This window comes from Flavobacterium reichenbachii, assembly GCF_002217435.1.
GTDB classification, from domain to species: Bacteria; Bacteroidota; Bacteroidia; order Flavobacteriales; family Flavobacteriaceae; genus Flavobacterium; species Flavobacterium reichenbachii.
On the sequence record NZ_MUHF01000019.1, the window covers coordinates 84,371 to 109,336 of the forward strand.

Here is a 24,966-nt window from a genome sequence, read left to right on the forward strand (position 1 = left end):
ATTATTTATTGTATAATGTATTGATAGTTTCGTTTTTATGTTTTAAGTTTTCTTCTGAACTTATCGTGCAAAGAAAAGCTTTATAATTGTCATTAAAAAATTCAACCCATCCACAAAGAACCACATCGGCTTTGTTTGAATTAAGAAGAATGTTTGAATAATTCGACATAAATTCAGGATTAAAGGCGTCAAATATAAAAAAAGAATTTTCACTTTTCAGCTGATGACGTATACTTATTTCGCCTAAACATATATTTGGCAGTGTATATACGAAAACTGCAGGGCTCGGAAAGTAGTCTTCTTTGTTAGAAAGAGATTCCTGATATTTTACATCGGTGTCTAAACTTGACGATTTATTGGCCAGGATCAAAGCAATATTGTTTTCTTTATCGGCCACAGTTATTGGGCTCAGCAGTAATTCTGATCCTAAAAAAGCGAGTTTGCTCAAAGCATCCATTTTAAAAAACTTTGGATACTGAATTTCAAAATTGCGATAAGCTTGTTTCGAGAAATCTGCAAAATCGGTCGGATCAATTTTGAACACAGAAGTTCCGTTCAAAACAATTTCGTTGTTTTGGATGGTGATGTAATCGTGTATGTAGGTTTTATTTTGAGTCATTTTATTAATGTTCTCGATAGTATTTTACAATTCTAAAAAAAATTAAAATAATAGTTATAGGGATTAAAAGCAGAGCCATAAAAAAACCTCCGCCAGGATTACAAATGTCTCCAGGAATCAATTTATTTACCAGTATTACACCGAAAAAGTATATTATAAAAAATATAATTGTTGTTTTTATTTTATTGAAAGGGTTTTCCATTTTTCCAATTTTTTGATTTGTTCGGAATTTTCAAATGATTAAAAACCCTATATTTTAAAATTAATCCGTGAAAAATTAGTGCAATTCGTGTTTAATTACTTTTCACTTTCTCAAAAACCACAGCCGTATTACAACCTCCAAATCCAGAAGCTGTTTTCAGGAAAAACTCAATGTTCTTAACTTCGTTTTTTTGAATAATATTTATTTCTTCACTTACGCCGATTTCATCAAAACCTATAGATTCAAAAAGCATATTTTGATTTGTCGATTCAATTGCAATTACGGTTTCTAATAATCCCGAAGCGCCTAATGTATGTCCGTAAAAACCTTTTAAACTATTGACAGGAACAGTCTGCAAACCTAAACGGCTTAGCGCAATGGCTTCCATTTCGTCGTTAAAAGGAGTCGCGGTTCCGTGTGCCGAAATATAATCAAGTTTGTCCGTATCAATTTGAGCTTCTTTCAAAGCATTTTGGATACTTCTAAACAAACCTTCCCCAGTTCTTGAAGGACCAGAAATATGATTTGCATCGTTTATAGAACTGTCTCCAATTACTTTTATTTTAGCATTTTTGGCTTCTGCTGAAACTAAAACCGCTGCTGCAGCTTCGCCTAAACTAACACCAGTTCTATTTTTAGAATAGGGTTTACAAGGCAGATCGCTCATTGCCTGAAAAGAATTAAATCCTGATAAAACAAATTCAGAAACTTCGTCTCCGGCAATAATAAAAACATTGTCGTACAATTCAGACTGAATCATTCTTTTGGCAATTGAAACAGCTAAAATCCCAGAAACACAAGCATTCGAAATTACAATAGGCTGTGTTATGAATCCGAAGAAATCTGAAACGTTTTTGGCTAAAACATCTAAATGTGCATTTTGAAAACTTTCTTCAGAATCATTTTGTAATGCCGTAACATTTCCTTTTGTAGTCGAAAGGATAAAGGCAGTTTTTGAATTTAATTCAATTCCTGAATTTTTGATGATCGGCTCTAATGCCAAAATCATCATTTTCTCTAAACGAGAATATTTTTTAGAGGTGCTTATTTTTTCAAAGGCACTGTTCAATTCTTCATTATTAATAATAGAAGCATAAAACGGCATGGGCATCAAAGAGGAATCTTCGTGTTGCTGAATTCCAGTTTTACCATTCACAACAGCCTCAATGTTCGATTTGACATTAAACCCTAACGGTGTGATGCAATTGGTTTCTGTAATGTATACTTCTCTCATCATTTTATTCTTTCTTATTCCTGCAAGGTTTTCAAAACCTTGTAAGTATAGTTTAAATAGTACTTTAAAATTTTACACCTGCAAGGTTTTGAAAACCTTGCAGTAAGTGAATCAGATTATTTTAACAATCCCACTTTTCTCTTCCATTCTTCGTAAAACGGAGGATTTGTAAGCATTAAATTTCCATCTTTATCTAAAAATACCTGAACAGTTTCTCCGGTGCAGGCTACTTCTCCGCTGGCATCTAGTATTTTAAAACGGTAAATCATTTTTGCAGCAGGAGTATCTACAACAGTCGTTTCAATCGTTACCACATCGCCGTAACGAAGTGATAATTTGTGTTCGCAATTTGATTTTACGATTGGGGTTGTAAATCCAGTTTTAGCAATATCCAAATAGGTAAGTCCGTGCTGGCGCCCGAAAGCTTCTCGTCCGTCTTCAAAATAGGTGATATAATTTCCGTGCCAAACGATTCCAAGCGGATCAGTTTCGTTAAAGCGAATTCTAATTTCGTGAGAAACGATTAAGTCAGCGGCTTCGCTAAACTGTTCTTTTCTTTTTATCATAAAATAATGCGATCGAGGTTGTAATAATGAAAAATAAAAATAACAAACTTATTTTTGGTATGATTTCTAAGAAAGATACGTTGCGTAATAAAACATCATAAAAGCCTTCTAAAGCCCAATTCATTGGAGAAGATTTGGCTACAATCTGCATTATTTTGGGCATTGCAAAAACAGGAACCCAAACACCGCCAATTGCGGCTAAAATGATGACACTTGTCGCACCAAAAGGAGCGGACTGTTCTTGAGTGCTTGCGACAGTTCCCAATAAAATTCCGAAACCAATAGCAGCAAATCCCGAAAATAAAGCAACAACACTCATTAAAAATAAATGTCCTTCGATGTTTAATGAAGGTAAACCAATGTGTGGAAATATAAATACAGCCACGGCAACCATCATATAAAACTGAATCATACAAATGGCCGAATACGTAATCGTTTTTCCTATAATGACAATAAGATTAGATGACGGATTGGTTCTTAAACGAACAAATGTACCTTGTGTTTTTTCTTTTACAATGTTAATAGACAACGGAATTACAATAAAAAATATTGCAAAAAGGGTCCAGGCCGGAACATTATGCTGTACCGAATTTGGTCGAACTTCTTTGTTGTTTATAGTTGGGATTATTTCTTTGAACGAAATGAAACTTTTTTGTTCGAAATCGGCATTGCCTTCTCCCAATTGATTTTGAAAAGTCTTGTAAATTGATTTTGATTCGATTTGAGAAATCATTTTATCAATCGAACTCATTACCGCATTTTTAAAACTTAACTGAACCGCAGGATCAAAATAAAGTTTTACTTCTTTTTCTTTTATGATTTTTGGAGCAACAGTTTTGGCAACGCTGTCGGTTAAGCCCATATTGCTCAAAATTTTGTCAACATTCTGATCAATTTTTGCTTGTAAATCGACACTTAATTTTGATGGAATTACAATTGCCAGTTTATATTTTCCTTTGTAAACCGCTTCTTTAGCAATTTCTTCAGTAATTGGCTGATTGTCGATTTTAGTCACGACGGTAAACAAACTGCTTTTTTCGAGATTTTCAAAAACGGTTTTAGAGACATCGCCTTTATCATTATCGATTAATAAAATCTCAATTTTAGAATCGCTTACGGTTTTAAAAGTACTGTCTTGTATTAAGGTAACAGTGATAACAAGTACCAATGGCATGACAAATAAAATGATCAAACCGCCTAAATCTCGTCTTAACAACAAGAATTCTTTTACTACAGACATCCAAATTTTATAGCTCATCTCTAAAGTCTTTACCGGTTAATGAAATAAAAACATCTTCAAGATTTCTTGCTTTTTCTGTAGAAGAAATTAAGCTCGAAGGTGTACCTTGAGCATAAATTTTACCTCGGTCTAAAATGGCAATGTTGGTACAAAAATCTTCGGCTTCAGCCAAATGATGCGACGTATAAATAATGATTGTTCCGTTTTGGTTTAATAATTTTAAATAATCTATAATAGCATTTTTAGATTGAACGTCTACACCAACGGTTGGTTCATCTAAAAATAACACTTTTGGATTATGCAGAATTCCAGCAATCAGGTTAACTCTTCGTTTCATTCCGCCCGAAAATGTTTCGATACGTTTGTCGGCAAATTTTAATAATCCTAAAAGGTCTAAAGTTTCGATTACTTTATCTTTTAACTCAGAACCTTTTAAGCCGTACATACTTCCAAAATAATGCAAATTTTCTCGGGCCGTCAAAGTAGGATATAAAGCATATTCCTGAGGAACAACTCCGATTATTTTTTTTATTTGTGAAGAATTGTCTGTGTAGTTTAAACCATCAATCAAAAAATGTCCTGAGGTTGGTTTTACCAATCCGCAAAGCATAGAGATTAAAGTAGTTTTTCCGGCGCCGTTTGGTCCTAATAAACCAAAAATGCTGCCTTCATTTATGTGCAGAGAAACTTCGTTCAAAGAATACATTTCTGCATTTTTGTACTTTTTAGAAAGGGATTCTATTTTAATAATGGGATTCAAAATATTTTTTTTAGCTAATCGCTTTTTTTAGTTTTTTGAAAAAGATTTCTTCTCTATTGGCAATGTCCAAAAGTTCATCGGCAATAGTGTTGTAAGCATCTTCTTTGGCACTTCTGTTTTTGTAAATTCGAGAGGCTTCTACAGCAAAATCTCTCCAGGAATCTCCAATTTTCGTCATTTCTTTAGAAAGTGTTTTTAATTCCTCGTTGTTTAAAATAACCGATGCCTCTTGTAAAAAAGCTGCATAAATAAAACGGAAACCACCGCCGCCAGTTCCAATTTCTTCCTGCATTCTAACCATTTGTGCCAGATAGTGATTGGCTTTTTTAGTACCGTGTTTTACAGGCCATTTTCTAATTTTTCTGGATACAAACTTAATTCCCTGTACACCAACAATCGGCATAGGAGCAAGCATGTCGCGGCAAGTGTTTTTGATTCCTTTGATGATAGCACTTTTCAGATCTACATCTTTAGGAATCTGAATCGGATAATACATTTGTCCGCGTGGGGCAAAAGCGCCTTTAGCAAAACGTACTTTATCTAATTCTTCATGAGTTAAAGTTGTAACGGTTTCCATAACAGGATCACTTACCAAATAATCTGTTTCTGTTTTACCGTAAACTACTAAATTATGTGCATTAAAGTGAAAACGATATTCATCAGGAAAATAACTTAAATGATAAACACCAACTTGTAATCCTGTGGGAATATTATTTTTTAAATTAGCATCTAGTGCCGCATTTGCATTGGCAGGCGATGAGAATTTTTGTCTTTTTATTTTTAGATTTAAACGACTTGCCAGCTTATTAAAAATTTGTCCGGGAAGCGTTCTGTAACTTATTGCAGGTGCATGATTTACTTTTATAAAAGGAAGATATACAAAGAAAAGTCCAGAACCAATACCGAAAACCATTGGCTCGCTGATATTCAGTCCGTTGTTTTTTAACAAATTCGAAGCTACTCCATTCTCGCAGTGAGCAGATTGATGATGTGTAAAATTAGTTTGCATTAGTCGGTTTGATATTTTTTAATTCGGCTATTGAAACTTCAAAAGCGTCTGCATATTTTTGTAAAATTTTGTCGTTGAGTTTGGCAAAAACAGCTGGTTTAAAATGTCTTTTTACGCGCCATTTCCACAACCCAACATAGCTTGAGAGAATCGTAAGATCCATTTTGTTGAGTTCCATATAATAACAAATCGGACTCGCTTCTCCAGTTTCTACCTGCATTTTTGCCTCGGCTATTCTTTCATTAATATCATCAATAGAATTAGAAAGCGCAATAGTTTTAGGCTCCCATCCGGTGCTTAATGTTGTAGTATATTCTCCGTTTTCATCGGTAGCATACAGCAATTCTTTCAAATTATTTTTGGTTAAATTGCCTCTGTCTTGTGGTACTTTTTCCTTTTCCATTTTCTAAACTACAATGTAAAAATTACTATTATAAACAAAAGAGTATTAAAAAACCTAAATTTCTGAAAGCTGATTTGTTTCTTTTTTATAAATAGATGCAGTGTGCATATGATCAATTGATTATACAAAATAAGAAAAACAGTTCATATAAAAAACAATTAACTGTAATATTCACAAAATCTTATTCTAATACTGGTATACTTTTTTGAATAAACAAATTAATTTCGCATTCAGAAAGCATTTGTTCTCCAAGTGAACTTTGGCAGCTCATTGTACATAATGTATAATCACCACCGTCAAATTTTGTAACCAGATTAGCTCTTGTTTTTATAGTGTCGCCAACTTTTGGAAGCAAATATATTTGTAGATTTTTTATTGCACTGATAAAACCTATTACATTTACGTTATCATTTTCTGTTCCGTTCTCGTTAAAAAAATATTTTTTTCCAACGATAGAAGAACAGGTTTGTGCTGTGTTTTCGATTAAACCTGCTTCTATAAAAGTGTCTTTGTCTACAAAAACATTATCTTCTTTTATAAGAAAAGTGGTTTCTACAAAGTTCGCATCTATATTCAAAATTAAATCAACCATAAGCAATGGTGCTCTATGTGGTAAGTAATTCTGTATATCAATTTCTGCGTCCATTCTATACTATTTATTTAGCCAAAACGGTTTTCATCTGACCGTTTGCAATTTCTTCATTATTTAAAGTTGTTACGATATCTACTAAAGTTATTCCTGCAAATTCCTGCAAAATGGTTACGGTAGACTGAATCGTATCATTTACCTGAGGCAGTTTTTTGATTGCAATTTCTTTGATAGAACCAATATACCCCGTTGGAGCTTCTTCGTTTTTCAAAAAAAACTGATAACCAGTGTGTAAAGCCACAGACTGTGCCATATGTTCTATTAAACCAGCTTCTAAGAAGGTATTATTGTCAGAAAAAATGTTGTCGTTCTGAATTTTTAAACCAGAAACTAATGAAGTTTCGGTATAAGAATACATTTTATCTACCATTACAAAAGGAAACTTTTGAGGCAGTAAATTCTCGACAGCATTTTTTTCTAAAAGTAAAGTTCCTTCCATTAGCAAACGGTTAAATAAGCATAGGCAAAAGAGAATCTTCCGCTTTCTGGAACAGATAATAAAATATGATCTCCTTTTTTTAATTTTCCTGAATTCATCAATTCTTCTAAAGCTAAGTAAATAGAAGCAGATCCCACATTTCCTACTCTGGAAAGGTTCATAAACCATTTTTCATCTGTCATTCCGATTCCTTTTTCATGTAATCCTTTTTTCAATCCTTCAACAAAAAAGTTAGAAGAAACGTGAGGAATGAAATAGTCAACATCAGCAGATGTAATTTTGTTTTTATCCATGGCATCTTTCATACTATCTGCACCTTTAGAAAGTATAAATTCATCCAATAATTTTACGTCTTGTTTAATTGCAAAAACAGATTCATTTAGCAATTGTTCTGGTTCGTATTCGCTCCAAGGTTTGATTGAACCATCTTCTAATTTATCTCCACCGGCATACATGCAAGTCTCTAATTCATAAGCATATGAAAAAGCTTCCATCCATTCGATTTTTAGAGAAATTTCGCCTTTAGGTTTGTTTTCTAATAAAAAAGCTCCAGCACCGTCAGACAGCATCCATCGTAAAAAATCTTTTTTGAAAGCGATAATCGGCTGTTCTTCCAGATTTTTTAGATTGGTAATTTCTTTATTATATTTCTGAGCTATAAGCCAGGTAGAAACTTTTTCTGAACCTGTGCAAACCGCATTTTTAGAATTTCCGGATTTTACAGAAAGATAACCAAACTTTAACGAATTCATTCCGGCGCAGCAAACGCCTGTTGACGAATTTAATTCAACAGATTTATTTTTCAATAATCCATGAACCATTGCGGCATGCGAAGGAAGGAAAATATCTGGAGTTGAGGTACCACAAGAAAGCACCTCTAAATCTTGAGATGTAAAATTTTCATCAAACAACTGCTCGATTGCATTTTGAGTCAATTCGGCATTGTTGTGTGTGCTTTTTCCTGTTTTGTCTACAGCGTAATAACGTGTCGTAATTTTATTGTTACGTAAAATAATACGTCTTGCTTTTGATGCCGTATCATTTATAAGACCTAAATAACTTTCCATTTCATCATTTGAAACAGCTTCATTTGGCAAAAATTTTGCAGCTTTGGTAATGTATACTTCAAACATAATCTAATTCGTCTTCTGAACTCCTTGATAATATAGAGTTTCTTTTTTTATGGTTTTTATCTTAAACGGGTAAGTAATAAGGTGCAATATATACACTATTGGTGAGATTAACCAAATAGCGAGGAATAAATAAACATTAAATAGTTTAAGCAGCTTTTTTCGGCTTTTTTGATTTTTAAAAATCAAGTTTGACCACTTATTGAAAATTTTATTGGCAGTTTTGTCAACAGTTACTAGGTAAGAGCTGATATAAACGCCTCCGATTCCAACCAATTTTGGCTGTAAATCTTCTAATTTGTTCTGATTAAATTCTGAAAGTATCACTTCGCCGAACTTATTTGATTCCTGAATATCTTTTTCAGAAACTCCCGGAAGTGGGAAAATTCCCAAATATGTTTTCTTAACTCCAGAAAACATCCATTCGACAATCGTAATAACACTTATTAAATTTCCTACACGATCTACTAAGGCAACATTTCCAACTAATTGAGCATTTGCTTCTTGCAAAAGAACTTTAATTTTTTCCTGTGCCATTATCCACATATTTCGCGAACCGCTTATGGTAACAACAGGAGTGTTATTTAGGATTTTTTTTCCTTCATCACTTTTCAGAAATGAATTTATCGGAATAGAAGGTGATAGGTACCAAACTTGATAATGAAAAAGGATTAAGTCAAATTTTGTGTTTAAAACTTCTTCTGGAACAGGTTTTAAATTTCTCGGAATTTGTAAAAAAGATTCTGGGAAAGCATCAAAAAAAGAAGCCTTATCCCACGGAAAAGGAAATGGTGTTTCCAATTGAATTTCGTGGAAAATTAAATTTATCTCCTCTGAATGCAGAAACGGCTTTGCAATATTTTTTGCAATCGATTCCAACTGTCCAGATTGGGAGTAATAAATTACAAGTACATTTTTCATTTTTAGATTTGGTAAGATTGTCGCAAAAGTAGTTATTTTTTTGGAATGAATTTTCGTATTTTGTCTGATCGTTTTGTATGCACCCATTCCGGCCATGTTAAAGGATCTTCAGCATCGTAAATTCGGATCTTTTGGTCTGCATCTTCAATTAATAAATCATCAGATGTGCAGTCTAAAATCAACGCAGCAGCAGCAATGCCAGAATACGTAGCCCCGGTAACACCATGCGATAAAGTACAAGCGCCGCAAAGAAATAAATTTTCTATCTCAGTTTTATTTTTGTAAGCAAAAGGCCCAACCTGATTCAGCGTTTTCTCAGTTCCGTATACATTTCCTTTTGTCGAATTAATATAAAATTCATTCGTTTTTGGAGTACCCAATTCGGCCTGAATAATATGTTGTTTAGCATTAGGAATTATCTTCTCTACATTGTTCATCAGTTTATTAATGACTTTTTCTTTGAAGATTTTATATTCTTCGTTATGATAATCGTCTAAACCGTTAAAGTCATTTAAATGTTCGTAATTGATATAAGTTACAATTTCAAAATTATGATATTGTCCATTAAAACTTGCCGGATCTTTTAGTGTTGTACAGCTCATGAAAACAGCAGGGAATAAATCGCCGTCTTCAATATTGTTACTCATTAAATCTTCAAAATTGGCATCATCATTTTCATCTTTCATCATCCAGATGTTTCCTGAGTCAATATTAAATTGAGTAACATCAAGATCTAATGTCAGGAATAAAATTAATGAAGTTACAGAGTACTTGGTTTTTTGAAGTTTTTTGATGAGCGAATTACTCAAATGTTCCTTATCTATTAAATTTAAATACGTAATAGAAGGATCTGCATTTGAGACAATATTTTTGGCTAGTATTTTTTCGCCGTTTTCAAATTCAACACCAATTGCTTTTTTATTTTCGACAATAATCTTGCTGACGCTTTGTTTTACGCGAACTTCTCCGCCATGTCTTTTTATGCCGTTTGTCATTGCCTTTACAATCCCGCCGCCACCGCCCATAGGGTAATAGCCGCCTTCAAAATAATGACTCATTACGGAACAGTGTACCGGAAAGCAGGCTTTATTTGGAGGCAGACCGTGATCACCGCATTGAATGTTAAGAACCGCCTTTAAAATAGGGTCTTTAACATGCCAGCCGACAACTTTTTTTAATGGGAACAATGCGAATTTTCCAAAATGTTTCGTTCGAAAAGGCACTGTTATTTTTTGCCACCAGCCTTTTAATTTCGGAATTAGCTGCAGCTCGTAACTTACTCGTTGTACTAAAGAAAGATATTCTTTAATGTTTTTTTCTTCAGCAGGAAAATGTGCAGAAAGAGTGTTTTTTAGATTGTCAATTCCAGCAGGGAGATCAAAAGTTTTATCGCCGATTAAGCAATGCTCATATGCCTTTTTGTTCATTCTAAAAAAAACCAGATCATTGGCAATTCCAAGACCTCTATATAGTAAATTAGTAGCCATTCCTTCTTCAAGAAGTCCTACATAATGTACGCCGGGGCTAAAACGCTGACCGTTTAAAGTAAAGCTGTGACTCCAGCCTCCAGGCACGTAGTGCTGTTCTAGAATTAGAACTTTTTGTCCGGCTCTTGCAAGGCATAAACCTGTTGCTAAACCTCCAACCCCTGAACCAATAATAATCGTGTCGTATTCCTGCATGCTTATTTAAAATTTTCTACATGTATAAAGAATACTTACAAAAGGTAGAATTGTTTACTTATTTTTTATTTTTAAAATGATTCCAAAAATCAAAGTAGTTGAACCACTGTAATGGGTATTTTTGTAAAATGTTTTCTACACTGCTTATATATTCTTTTAAAAGTGCTTTTTCGTCACGATGTTTTACTGTCGCTTCTCTCGCATATAAATGATAGTGCAGATTAGCCTCCTTCATTACATATACAAAAACAACAGGAACTTTTAATCGCGAAGCAATTAAAAATGGACCTGCAGGAAAATTTGCTTCTTCTCCGAGAATTTTTTCTGAAAGAGATTTTGTGCCTTCAAAATATCGGTCTCCGGTAAAGCATACCAGTTCATTATTAGCAAGTGCAGCATTGATCTCAAAAATATGAGACAAATCTTCTTTGATTATAATAAACTTAACGGTTGGTTTATTGGTAACAGTTTCCAGATAGGTTTTGATATCAGAATGCTCTAAGTCTGTCGTTACCAAATTAATTTGAAAATTAATGTCGATATCTCCCAGAAAGTGTTCTGCAATTTCAAAATTACCAACATGGGCACTGATCAGTACGCCTCCTTTTTTTTCTGCCAAAAGATTTTTCAGGATTTCTATTCCATCAAATTCATAAGAAAAGCTGTTTCGCATTCCTGCAGAAATTGCAATTTTATCAATAATAGTCTGTCCAAAAGTATAGTAACTTTTGAAAACCATTTTTTTTGATTTGAAATAGGAAAACTTAAGTCTCTCTTTAAAATAATAAAAACTAGCTCTATTATTTTTTCTTAAAAACAAAAAGTAATAAGAAGCAACAAAGTAAAGTAGACCGTAAGCAGCTTTAACGCCCGCTTTTTTTATTAAAAAAACGAATATTCTGTAACCTAAAACTGTTCCTTTAGATTTTCCGTCCCATTGGCTCATTAAGCAGTCTTAGCTTTTAGTTTAGCTTCTATAAGATCATAGAAACTCTGAAAAGAAGCAATTCCAACAAAATCGGCCTCAACTAGTTTGACCCCAAAATTAGCTTCGATAGAAACTACAAGGTCTACATAGTCCAGGCTGTCTAGTCCTAGTGTGTCTTTCAAATTAGCATCTGGTTCAATTTCATCATGGTCTACTTCAAATTCATCAACCAAAAAACCATTAATTCGTTCTATTATTTCTTCTTTATTCATCGTTCAATTTAAACTTTTTAACCACCAAAGCAGAGTTGGTTCCTCCGAACCCGAAGGAGTTGGACAAAAATATATTAAATTTTTTATTTAACGTAGTTTTAACTAAATTTAATTTTGCTGCATCTTCGTCCGGATTTTCCAAATTGATGTTTGGAGCGATAAAATCGTTCTGCATCATAAGGATAGAATATATTACTTCGCTGGCTCCAGCCATCCAGCATTCGTGTCCTGTCATTGATTTTGTAGAACTTACGTACGGATTTTTTTCGCCAAAAACCTCAAAAATTGCTTTAGCCTCATTTCCGTCTCCAACAGGAGTTGAAGTGGCATGTGCATTTATATAATCAATGTCTGAAGCTTTCAAATTGGCATCATCCAGCGCTCGCTGCATTGCGGTTGCCGGTCCTTCTACATTTGGAGTCGAAATATGTCCTCCATTTGATGAGAATCCGTAACCAGAAACCTCGGCAATAATAGTAGCGCCTCTTGCAATTGCAGATTCGTAACTCTCCAAAACTAACGTTGCACCGCCACCACTAGGAATTAATCCGTCGCGATCTGCATCAAAAGGTCTTGAGGCTTTTTCTGGTTCATTTTCTCTAGAAGAGAAAACTCCCAAGCCATCAAAACTGCACATTGCATATTTATTAATTTCCTGAGCACCGCCGCAAATAATAATATCCTGAAAACCGCTTTTTATTAAAAAATAAGCCAATCCAATAGAGTGAGAGCCACTTGCGCAGGCCGCACTTACAGTAAGATTGATTCCTCTAAGTTTAAAAATTGTCGACAGATTCATCGTGACAGTAGAATTCATCGATTTAAAAATCGCGCCAGAACCAATTAATGCAGTATCTTTTTTCTCTCTAACAATATCAGTAGCATCAATAATTGCTTTAGAAACGCTGTCGTTTCCGTACATGATTCCTACTTCACGCTGATCAAAAAAAGCATCATCAATATTGGCATTCTTCAATGCTTCGATCGTTGCCATATAAGCATATTCGGTCTCTTCGCCCACACTCATACGCTGTCTGCGGGTCAATAAATTTTTCAAATCAGCTTTAGGAACCATTCCTGTTAATGCCGATTGAAATCCAAATTCTTTTCTTTCTGCATCAAACTGAATACCAGACTTTCCGTTGTATAAAGATTCTTTCACTTCATCTAACGAAGTTCCAATACAGGAATAAATTCCCATTCCAGTAATTACAACTCTCTTATTCATTGTTTATAAAAGTAATTTTTTAAGAATATATTCCTCCGTTTATATTGATAATTTCACCTGTAATATAGCTTGCTTTTTTTGACACCAAAAAGCTTACCAAATCTGCTACTTCCTCGGCTTCGCCAAAACGATTTACAGGAATCATTTTTAATAATTCTTTTTCGTCTAGCTGGCTTGTCATGTCTGTTCTAATGAATCCGGGAGCGACAGCATTAACAGTAATATTTCGCTTTGCTACTTCATGCGCCAGAGCTTTTGTCGCTGCAACAATCGCACCTTTTGCAGCAGAGTAATTGGTTTGTCCTGCTGTTCCTTTTACACCAGATACAGATACGATATTTACGATTCTGCCGTATTTGTTGCGTAACATTTTCTGAATAAAAAACTGCGTAACATTAAAAAAACCGTTTACACTTGTATTTACAACACCGTTCCAGTCTTCTGGAGTCATCCACATAAATAAACCGTCTTTTGTAATTCCGGCATTATTTACTATGGCTTCTACTATGGCTTCTGGATTTGATTCCTGCCATTTTGTTAAAGTATTTTGTACTTCTTCAAAATTAGAAACATCAAAACCTAAAATTTCTCCGGTAGCTCCTAATTTCTGAATTTCCTGGAGGGTTGTTTCTGCAGCAGTTTTGTTTGAATGATAATTAATCAGAATATGATAATCAGATTCAACCGCCAATTTTTTACAAATAGCACTTCCAATTCCTCTTGAACCGCCCGTTACTAATACACATTTCATATGTAAATATTTTTTTTCTAATTCTGATTTATCAAAAAACCAGAATTAGAATTTATGTTTTGTTATTTTTGAAATAATTCTGCGTTTTCAAACCATTGGTTTCCTAATACAGTACCATCTGGTTTAAGAAAACCCCATTTATTTTCGTTTTTTACTCTTGCAACACCATCGATAAAACCTTTGTCTTGTTGAACAAACATTGCCAAAAGACCATTGCTCGTAATTCCGTATTGAGTCGGGATAACTAATTTTCCTTTTTCATCTATAAATCCCCAATTACTTTCTTTTATTGGTGCAAGTCCGTTTTTACTAAAAACTTCTGCATCTTTATAAGTTGGCGGAACTGCAAATTCTCCTTTAAGATTGATGTAACCCCATTTTGATCCTACACAAACAGGAGCCAGGTTTTTTGAAAAAGCTTTTGCCTTATCATATATAGGTAGAATAGTCCAGTTTCCTTTTAAATCTATGAAACCAACTTTACCGTCTTTTCTGGCGTATGTTATGTCTTGTGTCTCAAAATCCCAGATTTTATCTGCTCCTTCTACAGGAATAAATTTTCCGGCGCTTATCAATCCAAAAGTTTTATCTTTTCTTGCCCAGGTAATAGTTTTGTAATAGTTTCCTATTTCGTCATAAGCAGGCTCAATAATTTCTTTTCCGGCAGCATTAATTATACCCCATTTTTTATTGTTTTCAACTCTGGCAAAACCATTTTCAAAAGATTTAATCTGATCGTATTTTGGTTCTAAAATAACCGCCATTTTTGAATTGATTAAACCAATTTTAGCTCCTTGTTTAATAAAAGCTACGCCTCCATTAAAATCAAATACTTTTTCTGAAGGCGGTGCTTTCTGCACGTCTCCTTTTGTATTGATGTAAACCCACTCTTTGTCTTTTGATACAACACAAATTCCGTTGCTGAAATATTTAACATTATCAAAAGATGCTGGAATTACCCAAGTTCCTTTTACGTCTATAAACCCCCATTTTCCGTCTTTTTCTACTGCAGCTAAACCTTCAGAGAAACTTTTTGCGACTTTATATTGTGGTTCAATACGCATGGTTCCGTCTTTAGCAAGATATCCAAATTTTGAATTTTTCTTAACTAAAGCCAATTCTTGACTATTAACAAATTGAATAAATAATAGAGATAAAAAAATAACTGCTTTTTTCATGATTTTAGGATTCAATATTAATAAGGTAAAAAAGAAATCTTAACTGTTGATCAAATAATCTTTTACATTTTGAACAAAAGGATACATAACCTGATCTTCTTTAAATGTTGGAATTATATTTCTCACATCGTCGTACCATTTTTTAGTAACAGACGAAATTTTATCTTTTTGTTCCAAATAATCAATTGCCTGAACGATTGTGATCATTTCGATGCTCAATACTTCAAAAGCATTTTCAATAACCTTTGATGCAATAACCGCAGAGTTTGTTCCCATACTTACAATATCTTGATTGTCATTGTTATTCGGGATACTGTGTACGTACATTGGATTTGATAACATCTGGCTTTCTGCAGTTGTAGAAGTTGCAGTAAACTGAACTCCCTGCATACCGAAATTAAATCCTAAAGTTCCTAAATTAACAAAAGGAGGAAGTAGTTCGTTTATTTTTGAATTCAATAAATAATTCAATTGACGTTCTGCAAGCATTGTTAGTTTTGTAATAACAATTTTTAATTTATCCATTTCAAGAGAGATGTAATCTCCATGAAAATTACCACCATGATAAACGTGTTTGTTTTTTACGTCGATAATTGGATTATCATTTGCAGAGTTAAATTCGTCTTCTAAAATAGAAGCTACATTATTTATTGTTTCTAAAACCGGACCTAAAATTTGAGGTACACATCTAATGGAATAATATTCCTGAACTTTTTCTTTGAATATTTCTTCTGTATTTTCACCAGAATATAAATGGTCTTCTCTTTTACGAATTAAAGTACTATCAGAAAGATTTTTTCTCATTCTTGCAGCTACCTCTTGTTGTCCTTTATGACGTTTTGCTTCGTTTAATTCTGCAGAAAGATGATCATCATAAGCCTGAACAAGTTCGTTAATTGCACAAGAGCATTTTAAAGACCAGTCTAATAATTTATTTGCATGGTGAACATTTACAACACCAATACCTGTCATTACAGATGTTCCGTTTATAAGAGCCAAACCTTCTCTGATTTCTACCTGAATTGGTTTTAAACCTTCGATTTCGAAAACTTCTTGAGTTGGTCTTCTGTCTCCTTTGTAGAAAACTTCACCTTCACCAATTAACACTAATGCCAAATGTGATAGCTGTACTAAGTCACCGCTTGCTCCAACGCCGCCGTGCTCAAAAATTAATGGCGTAATATCTCTATTGATAAGTTCTGCCATTAAGTGAATTACAGAAGGATGAACTCCTGAGTTTCCTAAAGAAAGTGTATTCAACCTAGCTAAGATCGCCGCCTTTGCACAAACAGGGCTTAATGGTTTTCCTGTTCCAGAAGAGTGGCTTCTGATTAAGTTGTATTGCAGCTGAATCTGGTCTGATTCCTTAATTCTGTATTGAGCCATTGGCCCAAAACCGGTATTTACACCATAAATAACTTTATTTCCAGAAAATTCTTTTAGGAAATTAAAACTTTCGTTTACTCTATTTAGGACTAGATCGCTGATTTCTACTTTGTTATTTCCGAATATGATTGATTCGAATTCTCCTAAACTTAAATATTCATTAATTGTGTTCATTAAATCGTTTTTGATTGTGCAAATTTAATTTTATTTATCAAAATAAATGTAGTTATTTTGATGATGGCAAATGTAAGTTAATTAATGATAACATTTCTATTATGATAAAGGAGTTTGTTGATGTTTTAGTAATTGGTGCAGGACCATCAGGATGTGTGTCTGCGTCGTATCTCTATAAGAATAACATCAAGGTTAAAGTTGTTGAAAAAACAACATTTCCGAGACTAGTAGTTGGCGAAAGCCTTATTCCTCGGGTTATGGATCATTTTGCAGAAGCAGAACTTTTTGAGAGTCTCGATGCAATGAATTTCGAAAAAAAGCTGGGAGCCCGTTTTATTAGGGGTGAAGAAATCTGCGTTTTTGATTTTAGCAAAAAATTTGGTGAAGGATGGGATTGGACCTGGCAGGTGCCTCGTGCCGATTTTGACAACACCATGGCGCAGGAAGTCATCAGAAAAGGAATCGATCTGGAGTTTGGAACAGAAGTTTTGGAAGTTTCTTTTGAAGGGAAAAATTCTAAAACGGTCGTTAAAGACAAAGATGGAAACTTAAAAGAAATCCATGCAAAGTTTATTATTGATTCCAGCGGTTACGGACGTGTCTTACCAAGACTTTTAGATCTTGACACTCCATCTTCTTTAGATCCGCATTCTTCAATCTTTACACACGTAAAAGATATCAACAGACCAGAAGGCGAAGAAGGAACATTAATTTCTTTTGATATTCTTGAAACTCAGGTTTGGTTATGGGTAATTCCGTTTTCTAACGGAAATACAAGTTTAGGAGTTGTGGGGCCGACAGACTTCATAAATTCTTTAGCAGAAAGTAAAGATACTGCCGAAGCGCTGAAAAATGCCATTCAGCTTTCTGATTATTATATTAAAAGATTCCAGGGAACTGAATTTTTGTTCCAGCCTGTTAAATTAGAAAATTATTCAAGAGCCGTTAAAAGAATGTATGGTGATGGTTTTGCATTAACCGGAAATAGTTCTGAGTTCTTAGATCCTGTTTTCTCATCTGGAGTTGCTTTTGCTACAGAATCTGGAATGCTTGCGGCGAAACTATATATTAAGGAGTCGCAGGGCATAGAAGTAGATTGGGAAACTGAATTTACTGCTTACATGAAAAGAGGAATCGGAGTTTTTACCACTTACGTGAAAGAATGGTACACTGGAAATCTTCAAACATTATTTTTTCATCAGCCTGAAAATCCAGATGTAAAAGAAAAGATTTGTGCGGTTTTAGCAGGGTACGTTTGGAACGAAGAAAATCCTTTTGTCAAAAAACACGACAACGTAATTAAAAATATGGCTTACCTTATAGATATGGAAAAAGCTAAAATAGAAAAACCCGAATAATTTTATTCGGGTTTTTTTTAATCTTATTTGTAAGCTTTTTTCAAAAGAAGCTTAGCTAGAGATTTACCTGTTTTAGCATATCCTTCACCAACTCTTGATTCGTTGCTGAAGTTGCTTCCGTATTGATCTCCTGGAGCATCTTCACTTGTAATTTCTAACAATACATTTGATTTGTTTGCAGTTTCAACAAATTTCAAAACTGTAGTAACTTTTGCTGCTTGTTTCATCATTGCAACATCCCATCCTGGATAAATCCAAACTGTTTGTACAATTAATGTGTAAGGAGTAGAAAGTCCTTCCTGAAAAGTAACATCTTTCTTGTCTTTACTCAAAACAACATTTACAAGTTCTAAAAACTTAGGATTCCAGATTGCATCTTTGGCACCGCTCCATTTTTTACTCCATGCTGTTCCATTTCCTTTTGCTTTTTTTTCTAGATCAGCAGTTCTTTCCTCAACATACTGAGCTTCTGTTTTTTTGTCTTTCAAAACAGTAAAATTGCTGTAATCAAACTCTACATTGATTTCTTTTTGATCTTTTAAGAAAGCAAAATCTCCAGATTTTACGTCCATATCCTGCGCTGTCATAGCTGCAGAAACAAATAATAATGCAAGTACTAATTTTTTCATGTAATTGGTTATAATGGTTTAAAATTTTGGATAAATATATCTAAAATATTTTTACCGATTCATTTTTAATAATACTATTTTTCTTGTTTCTTTTTTTTATGGATTTAAAACAAAACGAGGATACCATATTAGCATCCTCGTTTTTGAATTTAAATTTTAATTATGAATTATAATTGAAATATCTGATCCATCAAAATCCATTTTTGACCAGGCTTCGCCCATGGTAAAGCTTGTTGGAATTTCCACATTAAAGTTTCCCATTCCTGAACTTTTTCATTGGCAGCATCGGCTTTGTCTTTTTTCTCAAAAGAGAAATTTTCATCACCTTCTATAATCATAAACAATCTGTTTCCTGTACAATAAATATCTAATACTGTAATTCCAGAATCTTGAATGCTTTTTTTTATTTCCGGCCAGATATTTTGGTGCAGTTCTTTGTATTCTGCAATTAAATCTGCGTCATCTTTTAAATCTAACGCCAGACAGAATTTTTGAGTTGCCATAAATTTATTTTTGCTGGTAAGCTACAGCAGTTTGCTTGCTTGTGCCTAAACCTTCAATTCCTAATTCGATTACGTCACCCGCTTTAATATAAATTGGATCTGGTTTGATTCCTAATCCAACTCCCGGAGGCGTTCCTGTACTGATCACATCGCCAGGAAGAAGTGTCATAAACTGACTTAAATAATGTACTAAAAACGGAATCTTGAAAATTAAATTTGATGTATTACTGTTTTGGAAAGTTTTTCCGTTTACAGTAAGCCACATCTTTAGATTATTTACATCTCCAGCTTCGTCCGGAGTAACCAAAGTGGGTCCAAGAGGTGCAAAAGTATCGCTTCCTTTTCCTTTAGCCCATTGTCCGCCGCGCTCGATTTGAAATGCTCTTTCGCTGTAATCATTCAATAAACAATATCCGGCGATATAATTTGGAGCATCTTCTTCAGAAACGTAGCTTGCTTTTTTACCAACAACAAAGGCAAGTTCTACTTCCCAATCTGTTTTTTCACTATTTTTTGGAATAATCAAATTATCGTTTGGTCCGCACAAAGAAGTGGTCGATTTAAAAAATATAATAGGTTCAGCAGGAATTGGTGCGCCTGTCTCTTCACAGTGATCTACATAGTTAAGACCAATACAGATAATTTTTGAAGGTCTTGCTACCGGAGAACCCAATCTTACTTCATTGCTCACTTCAGGAAACAGAGCATTGTTTTTTAATGCTTGTTCTAATTTTGCTAATCCGTCATTTTCAAAAAAAGCTTCATTATAATCTGTTACGATAGACGAAACATCATATCTTTTTTCATTTAATAAAATACCTGGTTTTTCCTTTCCTTCTTCTCCGAATCTTATTAGTTTCATATTTTAATTTTTTTAGTAATGTTTTGTTTTTCCCACTCCCGATAGCTATCGGGATAAAGGATTATGATGATTTTTTAAACCTGTACTTAATTTTTTTTGCCACGAATTCCACGAATTTTCTCGAATTAAAATTTGTGGAAATTGGTGTAATTCGTGGCTTATTTTTTTTGCACACAGATTTTACAGATCGAGCAGATTTTTTTTAAATCCTTTTAATTCTTTGAATCTGTGGCCTATATAAATTTTTAGTTGTTCAATTTAATAAAACCTCCATCAATTGGATAATCTGAACCAGTAATGAAAGAAGATTCATCGCTGCATAAGAACAAAGCTAAAGTAGCAATTTCTTCAGGTTTTCCCATACGGCCGATTGGCTGCGATTGTGATAGTTTTTCGAAAATTTCTTCTTCTTTTCCAGGATAATTTTTAGCAATAAATCCGTCTACAAATGGCGTGTGAACTCTTGCAGGAGAAATAGAATTACATCTAATTTTGTCATTCAAATAATCTTTTGCTACCGATAAAGTCATCGCCATAACTGCACCTTTTGCAGTAGAATAAGCAAAACGATCCGGAATACCAACCCAGCATGCAATCGAAGCTAAGTTTAAAATTACACCGCCTCCAGAACTTTTAAGCGCTGGAACAGCAGCATGAAGACAGTTGTAAACACCTTTTACGTTTACATTCATAATACGGTCAAAATCAGATTCAGAAGTCGTGTCTACTTTTCCAACGTGAGCAATTCCGGCATTGTTTACCAGAATATGAATATTTCCGATTTTTTCAAAAGTTGATTTAACATGTTCGTGATTTGAAACGTCGCAGGCATGCGCAAAAACAGTTCCTCCGTTTGATTTTATTTCTTCAATAGTTTCTTTTGCGCTTTCTTCAGTCAATTCTAAAACGTGAACTTCAGCTCCTTGTTTTGCAAATAAAACCGAAATCGCTCTTCCGATTCCGCTTCCTCCGCCAGTGATAACGGCTTTTTTATTTTGTAATGAAAACATTTGGTATATATTTAATAAGTTATTTTTAATTTAAAATTTGCTATAAAGATACGCCGCGTTTCCACGGAATAAAATCATCTTGGTTTAATTGTACAGCTTTTGGAATAATTTCGCCGCTTGCAGCTTTGATACAATATTCTAAAATTTCTTCGCCCATTTCTTCAATAGACTTTTCACCGCTGATAATTGGTCCGCAGTCAATATCGATAATATCTTTCATTCTTGTTGCCAAAACCGAGTTTGTCGCTACTTTAATTACAGGACAAACTGGGTTTCCTGTCGGAGTTCCCAATCCAGTTGTAAATAAAATTAAAGTTGCTCCAGAAGCTGCTTTTCCAGTTGTTGCTTCTACATCATTTCCTGGCGTACAAACTAAACTTAAACCTGGTTTTGTAACCAATTCGGTATAATCTAAAACATCGACAACAGGAGAAGTACCGCCTTTTTTAGCCGCTCCGGCACTTTTGATTGCGTCTGTAATTAAACCGTCTTTGATATTTCCCGGTGACGGATTCATATGAAAACCAGAACCTACTTTATGTGCCAATTCATCGTAAGATTCCATTAAATCTATAAACTTTTTAGCTTTCTCTTCTGTAATACATCTGTCGATTAAGTTTTGCTCTGCGCCGCACAATTCCGGGAATTCTGCCAAAAGAATTTTTCCGCCCAAAGCTACCACTAAATCAGACGTATAACCCACAGCGGGATTTGCAGAAACACCGCTGAAACCATCGCTTCCGCCACATTTTACGCCAATACATAAATCGCTTAAAGGTGCGTCGGTTCTTTCATATTTGTTGATTTCGATCAAACCTTCAAAAGTTTTTTTGATGGCATTGGTAATCAGAACTTCTTCGCTTTCTGTCTGCTGTTGTTCAAAAATAAACAACGGTTTGTCAAACTCAGGGTTTTGTCTTTTTACATCATTCACAAAATCCTGAACTTGTAAATGCTGACAGCCTAAACTCAAAAGTGTGATGCCACCAACGTTCGGGTGATTCGCGTAAGAAGCCAATAATGCGCTCAAAGTAGAAGCGTCCTGACGTGTTCCGCCGCAACCGCCTTGGTGATTTAAGAATTTAATTCCGTCTACATTTTCAAAAACACGTTTGTTTTTTGGAGTCGGATTTAATTCAATATTGATATCGTTAATGTCATTTCCTTTCAAATAACCCTCCAGTAATTCGTGCGTAAATTGGTTGTATTTGTCTGTTACGGCATAACCCAATTGTTTGTGCAATGCTTCTTTTATGACATCCAAATTTCTGTTTTCACAAAAAACAGTCGGAACAAAAAGCCAGTAATTAGCCGTTCCAACACGACCGTCTTTTCTTTTGTAACCTTTAAAAGTTCGGTTTTCAAATTTAGAAACGTCAGGCGCATTCCATTCGTAAGATGCATTTCTGTAGGCGTAAGGATCTGCAGCGTGTTTTAAATTTTCGGTCGTCATTAAACTTCCTTTTACAAGGTCGTTTTGTACTTTCCCCACTAGAACACCATACATATTTACTTCTTCTCCCTGCTTCATGTCCTGCATGTAGAATTTATGTTTGGCCTTGATGAGGTCTTGTAAAATGTAAGTCTCGTTTTCAAAAAGAATAGTTTCTCCTTTTTGTAAGTCGGTTAAAGCAACCAGGACATTATCATCCGGATGCAGTTTTACGACTAATTTTTTAGTTGTATTGTCCAGCATTGTTTTGTTGTTTTTTTTCTTTTTTGTTCCGTCACTTTCTTATTTTGGAAAACGAGCTAATCACTTTATTTTCACTAAAATTTGGGCAGTAAACGAAAAATAAAATTAGTTTTTTTTGTCTTTTGTTATTAGTCTAATATTATCCGTGTCTAATCTTTAATTATCTTTACAGAATGAAATTGGAACAAACTAAAATTACGTCTTATCTCAACTCAAAAGTTTCGGTGCTAAATCGTGTCGAGCCCTTTTTTCAGGCGCCGTTTCATTCGCATCCCGAATTGGAGTTGGTGTATGTTAAAGAGAGTTTTGGCAAGAGAATTATCGGAAATTCGGTAATGCCTTTTGAACCCGGCGACATGGTTTTTTTAGGTTCAGATATTCCGCACGTTTGGTTAAATGATGAAAAGTATTATCAGGGAATTGAAGAGTTAAAAGCCAATTCGATTGTCGTATATTTTCATAAAGATATTTTCGGACCGACTTTTTACGAATTAAAAGAAACCCAAAAAATAAACGAACTCTTTTTTCAGGCCGGAAAAGGAATTTCGATTATCGGAAAAACAAATAAGCAAATCGCAAAAAAACTGGAGAAGTTAGTTGCAAAGAAAGATTTCGAAGTCATTGTCGGACTTTTTGAAATTTTGTCCATTCTTACGGATAGTCAGGACAAGATTTACATCAACGACGAAATTTATTCTTTGATGCAAAAGGATTCAAAAGAAGATCGGGTTTCTGAGGTTTTTCAATATGTAAATAAAAATTATAAGAAGAATATTTCACTCGAAGAAATTGCCGCTGTCGCGAATATGACGCCGACTTCTTTCTGCAGGATGTTTAAAGCAAAAACCAAGAAAAATTTTGTCGATTATCTACACGAAATCAGGATTTCTAATGCCTGTAAATTGTTATTAGAAACCGATAAAAGCATGTCTGAAATTGCATACGATTGCGGTTATAAGACAGCATCGAATTTTAATAAACTCTTTAAAAAATTTAAAGGAATTACGCCAAGTGATTTTAAGAATCAGGCGAAAGTGAATTAAGGTTTAAAAGTTGCCACGAATTACACGAATTACCACTAATTAATTTTGTAAATAAATTGATGGAAAAAAATTAAACACATAGAAACATAGAATTTTTCATCCATAAAAAGGGTAATAAACAAATCTAGATTTGAACACATAGAGCTATGTGAATTTAAATAAATGAAATGCCTTTTTGTGACCTAGCAAAACTATGATTCTATGTGTTTAAATTTAATGCCACAGATTGAAAAATCCCTTTAATCTTCATAATCTGTGTCAAATTTTTTTAAATAGAGCGATCTAAATGAGTATAACCTCCATCAACATAAATAATCTGTCCGGTGGTATGGCTTGATTTTTCCGAAAGAAGAAAAACAACCATATTGGCAATTTCTTCTGCTGTGGTCATTCTGTTTTCTAAGGGAATATTTTTTGTAATTGCGGCTAGTTTTTCTTCTTTGTTTTCAAAAGTATTGATCCAGGTTTCGTAAAGCGGCGTATAACATTCTGCCACAATTACGGCGTTTACACGGATGCTGTATTTTAATAATTCAACTGCCCATTCTCTTGTTAGAGCATTTCTTCCTCCGTTTGAAGCTGCGTAAGCAGAGGTTCCGCCTTGTCCGGTTTCGGCAGTTTTAGAACCAATGTTTACAATCGCTCCTTTAGATTCTTTTAAATACGGAAGTGCGTGCTGTGCCATTAAATAATAATGCACTAAATTTTTGTGAAGCGAGGCTGCGAAATCTTCATAATTTCCGTTTTCCAATCCAACACCATCATTAACGCCGGCATTATTTACAAGTCCGTCAATTCTGCCAAATTTTGCGATTACGGCTTCAACAGCTTTTTTGCAGTCTTCTGGTTTTGTTAAATCGGCGGCAACTTGATACGCTTCTTTTCCAAGGGCTTTTAATTCTTCTACGGCTTTGATATTATCATTTTCGTTACGTCCAACGATAAACGGAATTGCATTTTCTTCGGCTAAAACCTTAACGATTCCTAAACCGATTCCTTTTGCGCCTCCCGTAACTATAATGATTTTTTGGGTTAATGATAACTGCATGATTTTTATTTTAATTTAAGTACTGTTTAATTTTTTTTGCCACAGA

The 24,966-nt window shown here is 34.1% G+C and carries 26 protein-coding genes; 2 read left to right on the forward strand and 24 right to left on the reverse strand.

The window, feature by feature from the left end; genetic code table 11:
- Position 1 precedes the first annotated feature (1 nt).
- The 18 genes from B0A68_RS15435 to B0A68_RS15525 all read right to left on the reverse strand — a co-directional run bounded on the left by B0A68_RS15435 (position 2) and on the right by B0A68_RS15525 (position 16,771).
- A complete protein-coding gene (locus tag B0A68_RS15435) occupies positions 2-619 on the reverse strand; it encodes a beta-ketoacyl-[acyl-carrier-protein] synthase family protein (protein ID WP_035686928.1) in 618 nt (205 codons plus the stop codon).
- Between the two features lie 293 nt (positions 620-912).
- A complete protein-coding gene (locus B0A68_RS15445) occupies positions 913-2,058 on the reverse strand; it encodes a beta-ketoacyl-[acyl-carrier-protein] synthase family protein (protein WP_035686922.1) in 1,146 nt (381 codons plus the stop codon).
- A gap of 113 nt (positions 2,059-2,171) precedes the next feature.
- Complete coding sequence (locus B0A68_RS15450) at positions 2,172-2,621, reverse strand: acyl-CoA thioesterase (protein ID WP_035686920.1); 450 nt, start codon at positions 2,619-2,621, stop codon at positions 2,172-2,174.
- Entirely contained in the window at positions 2,596-3,879 is a 1,284-nt protein-coding gene (locus B0A68_RS15455; protein ID WP_035686917.1) for an ABC transporter permease, read from the reverse strand. Before B0A68_RS15455 ends, B0A68_RS15450 begins: the two co-directional genes overlap by 26 nt.
- Positions 3,869-4,567 (reverse strand): ABC transporter ATP-binding protein, encoded by a 699-nt coding sequence (locus B0A68_RS15460; RefSeq protein WP_035688369.1) that lies wholly within the window; start codon positions 4,565-4,567, stop codon positions 3,869-3,871. Before B0A68_RS15460 ends, B0A68_RS15455 begins: the two co-directional genes overlap by 11 nt.
- A gap of 64 nt (positions 4,568-4,631) precedes the next feature.
- Positions 4,632-5,630, reverse strand: coding sequence for a BtrH N-terminal domain-containing protein (locus tag B0A68_RS15465; protein ID WP_035686914.1), 999 nt, complete (start codon positions 5,628-5,630; stop codon positions 4,632-4,634).
- Positions 5,620-6,033, reverse strand: a complete 414-nt coding sequence (locus tag B0A68_RS15470) for a hypothetical protein (RefSeq protein WP_035686912.1) — start codon at positions 6,031-6,033, stop codon at positions 5,620-5,622. Before B0A68_RS15470 ends, B0A68_RS15465 begins: the two co-directional genes overlap by 11 nt.
- Positions 6,034-6,214: 181 nt before the next feature.
- A complete protein-coding gene (locus tag B0A68_RS15475) occupies positions 6,215-6,679 on the reverse strand; it encodes an ABC transporter permease (protein WP_035686909.1) in 465 nt (154 codons plus the stop codon).
- A gap of 10 nt (positions 6,680-6,689) precedes the next feature.
- Positions 6,690-7,121 (reverse strand): hypothetical protein, encoded by a 432-nt coding sequence (locus tag B0A68_RS15480; RefSeq protein WP_035686907.1) that lies wholly within the window; start codon positions 7,119-7,121, stop codon positions 6,690-6,692.
- On the reverse strand, positions 7,121-8,254 hold the full coding sequence (locus B0A68_RS15485) for a beta-ketoacyl-ACP synthase III (RefSeq protein WP_035686906.1): 1,134 nt from the start codon (positions 8,252-8,254) through the stop codon (positions 7,121-7,123). Before B0A68_RS15485 ends, B0A68_RS15480 begins: the two co-directional genes overlap by 1 nt.
- Positions 8,255-8,257: 3 nt before the next feature.
- Complete coding sequence (locus B0A68_RS15490) at positions 8,258-9,172, reverse strand: NADPH-dependent FMN reductase family protein (protein WP_035688365.1); 915 nt, start codon at positions 9,170-9,172, stop codon at positions 8,258-8,260.
- Between the two features lie 32 nt (positions 9,173-9,204).
- Positions 9,205-10,854 (reverse strand): phytoene desaturase family protein, encoded by a 1,650-nt coding sequence (locus B0A68_RS15495; RefSeq protein WP_035686905.1) that lies wholly within the window; start codon positions 10,852-10,854, stop codon positions 9,205-9,207.
- A 58-nt stretch (positions 10,855-10,912) separates the two neighbouring features.
- The gene (locus B0A68_RS15500; RefSeq protein ID WP_035686904.1) at positions 10,913-11,800 is read right to left on the reverse strand and encodes an LpxL/LpxP family acyltransferase; all 888 of its coding nucleotides are present in this window, start codon (positions 11,798-11,800) and stop codon (positions 10,913-10,915) included.
- Positions 11,800-12,054 carry an acyl carrier protein gene (locus B0A68_RS15505; protein WP_035686903.1) on the reverse strand — a complete coding sequence of 85 codons (255 nt, stop codon included), beginning with the start codon at positions 12,052-12,054 and terminating at the stop codon, positions 11,800-11,802. Before B0A68_RS15505 ends, B0A68_RS15500 begins: the two co-directional genes overlap by 1 nt.
- On the reverse strand, positions 12,047-13,282 hold the full coding sequence (locus B0A68_RS15510) for a beta-ketoacyl-[acyl-carrier-protein] synthase family protein (protein WP_035686901.1): 1,236 nt from the start codon (positions 13,280-13,282) through the stop codon (positions 12,047-12,049). Before B0A68_RS15510 ends, B0A68_RS15505 begins: the two co-directional genes overlap by 8 nt.
- A 19-nt stretch (positions 13,283-13,301) precedes the next feature.
- Complete coding sequence (gene fabG / locus B0A68_RS15515) at positions 13,302-14,033, reverse strand: 3-oxoacyl-ACP reductase FabG (RefSeq protein ID WP_035686897.1); 732 nt, start codon at positions 14,031-14,033, stop codon at positions 13,302-13,304.
- 62 nt (positions 14,034-14,095) lie between these two features.
- The gene (locus B0A68_RS15520) at positions 14,096-15,211 is read right to left on the reverse strand and encodes a WG repeat-containing protein (RefSeq protein WP_035686894.1); all 1,116 of its coding nucleotides are present in this window, start codon (positions 15,209-15,211) and stop codon (positions 14,096-14,098) included.
- Between the two features lie 39 nt (positions 15,212-15,250).
- Complete coding sequence (locus tag B0A68_RS15525; RefSeq protein ID WP_035686891.1) at positions 15,251-16,771, reverse strand: HAL/PAL/TAL family ammonia-lyase; 1,521 nt, start codon at positions 16,769-16,771, stop codon at positions 15,251-15,253.
- 101 nt (positions 16,772-16,872) lie between these two features.
- Between B0A68_RS15525 and B0A68_RS15530 the strand changes: the two genes are divergently transcribed.
- On the forward strand, positions 16,873-18,129 hold the full coding sequence (locus B0A68_RS15530) for an NAD(P)/FAD-dependent oxidoreductase (protein WP_035686888.1): 1,257 nt from the start codon (positions 16,873-16,875) through the stop codon (positions 18,127-18,129).
- A 23-nt stretch (positions 18,130-18,152) separates the two neighbouring features.
- On the opposite strand, the gene B0A68_RS15535 is transcribed toward B0A68_RS15530, so the two are convergent.
- The 5 genes from B0A68_RS15535 to B0A68_RS15555 form a co-directional block, all read right to left on the reverse strand.
- Entirely contained in the window at positions 18,153-18,758 is a 606-nt protein-coding gene (locus B0A68_RS15535; protein ID WP_035686886.1) for a hypothetical protein, read from the reverse strand.
- 167 nt (positions 18,759-18,925) lie between these two features.
- Positions 18,926-19,261, reverse strand: a complete 336-nt coding sequence (locus tag B0A68_RS15540) for an L-rhamnose mutarotase (protein ID WP_035686884.1) — start codon at positions 19,259-19,261, stop codon at positions 18,926-18,928.
- A gap of 4 nt (positions 19,262-19,265) precedes the next feature.
- Positions 19,266-20,123, reverse strand: a complete 858-nt coding sequence (locus B0A68_RS15545; protein WP_035686882.1) for a fumarylacetoacetate hydrolase family protein — start codon at positions 20,121-20,123, stop codon at positions 19,266-19,268.
- 245 nt (positions 20,124-20,368) lie between these two features.
- Positions 20,369-21,133 (reverse strand): SDR family NAD(P)-dependent oxidoreductase, encoded by a 765-nt coding sequence (locus tag B0A68_RS15550; protein ID WP_035686880.1) that lies wholly within the window; start codon positions 21,131-21,133, stop codon positions 20,369-20,371.
- A gap of 40 nt (positions 21,134-21,173) precedes the next feature.
- Positions 21,174-22,829, reverse strand: coding sequence for a UxaA family hydrolase (locus tag B0A68_RS15555; RefSeq protein WP_035686877.1), 1,656 nt, complete (start codon positions 22,827-22,829; stop codon positions 21,174-21,176).
- A 173-nt stretch (positions 22,830-23,002) separates the two neighbouring features.
- On the opposite strand from B0A68_RS15555, the gene B0A68_RS15560 reads away from it, so the two are divergent.
- Entirely contained in the window at positions 23,003-23,872 is an 870-nt protein-coding gene (locus tag B0A68_RS15560; protein WP_051892721.1) for an AraC family transcriptional regulator, read from the forward strand.
- A gap of 268 nt (positions 23,873-24,140) precedes the next feature.
- On the opposite strand, the gene B0A68_RS15565 is transcribed toward B0A68_RS15560, so the two are convergent.
- The gene (locus B0A68_RS15565) at positions 24,141-24,920 is read right to left on the reverse strand and encodes an L-fucose dehydrogenase (protein ID WP_035686874.1); all 780 of its coding nucleotides are present in this window, start codon (positions 24,918-24,920) and stop codon (positions 24,141-24,143) included.
- Between the last annotated feature and the right edge of the window lie 46 nt (positions 24,921-24,966).